Annotated in this window: 1 protein-coding gene; it reads right to left on the bottom strand. The window is 76.7% G+C overall.

Annotation, left to right across the window (positions count from 1 at the left end):
• On the bottom strand, positions 1-980 hold a 980-nt coding region (locus tag ACFRMQ_RS40895; protein WP_380736011.1), incomplete at its 3' end, for an AAA family ATPase.
• Positions 981-1,118: the final 138 nt, after the last annotated feature.

Genomic DNA, 1,118 nt, shown 5'->3' with positions numbered 1-1,118 from the left:
GCCGAACGCACCAGCGGGTGCCGGAACCGCACCGCGGCTCCCAGCGTGACCAGGTCCGCGACCTCGGCCGGGGTCGCGGCCTCGGGACCGATGCCCAGCAGGCGCAGGGCCCGCCACAACAGCGGACCGTCGCCGACCGGTTCGACCGCCGCGACCAGCAGCAGGGCCCGGGTGTCGGCCGGCAGCGCGTCCACGCGCCGGCGGAAGCCGTCCTCGACCCGGGTCGCCAGCGGGCCCGCGCCGGGCCCGCCGAAGCCGAACGCCAGCTCCGCCGGGGACAGGCCCCGCGGCAACTCCAGCAGGGCGAGCGGATTCCCGCCGGTCTCGGCCACGATCCGGTCCCGCACCCGGGCGTCGACCGGCCCCGGCAGCACGCCGTCCAGCAGCGCCCGGGCGTCGACGTCGGCCAGCCCGCCCAGCGCCAGCTCCGGCAGACCGGAGAAGCCCTCGTCCCGCTCGCCGTCGGTGATCCGCTCGGCGAACACCAGCGCCACCGACTCGGCGTCCAGCCGGCGCCCGACGAACGCCAGGATCCGCTGGGACATCAGGTCGAGCCACTGCGCGTCGTCGACCAGGCACAGCAGCGGCGACCCGGCCGCCGCCTCGGCGAAGAGGCCGAGCACCGCCATCCCGACCAGCAGCATCTCGGGCGGGTTCCCCGCGCTCAGGCCGAACGCGACCCGCAGCGCGTCCCGCTGCACCTCCGGCAGCCGGTCGAGCCGGGGCAGCAGCGGGGCGCACAGCTGTTGCAGGGCGGAGTAGGCGAACTCGGACTCGGCTTCGACGCCGGCCGCGCGGATGGTCTGCCACTGCTCCGCCCGCCCGGCCAGGTGGTCGAGCAGCGCCGACTTGCCGACGCCGGCCTCCCCGCGCAGCACCAGCGCCCGGCTGCGCCCGGAGCGCACCTCGTGCAGCAGGCGGTCCAGTACCTCCAACTCCCGGGCACGCCCGAGCAGCTGGTGGTTCGTGGGCTGCGGCATGGCACCTCCGGGACGAGTTCCTCCCGGAGGAGCTCCACCCATCCTACGAACACCGGGGCCTGCTGAGCTGCACGGATTCGATCATCCCCCCGGCCGCCCGGGCCGGCCCGGCGCCGAACCGCCGGTGCCACCGGCCCC

The organism is Kitasatospora sp. NPDC056783 (assembly GCF_042789895.1).
Taxonomy (GTDB): Bacteria; Actinomycetota; Actinomycetes; order Streptomycetales; family Streptomycetaceae; genus Kitasatospora.
The sequence above is the reverse complement of the archived record's forward strand: the minus strand, read 5'-3'. Positions and strand labels throughout refer to the sequence as shown.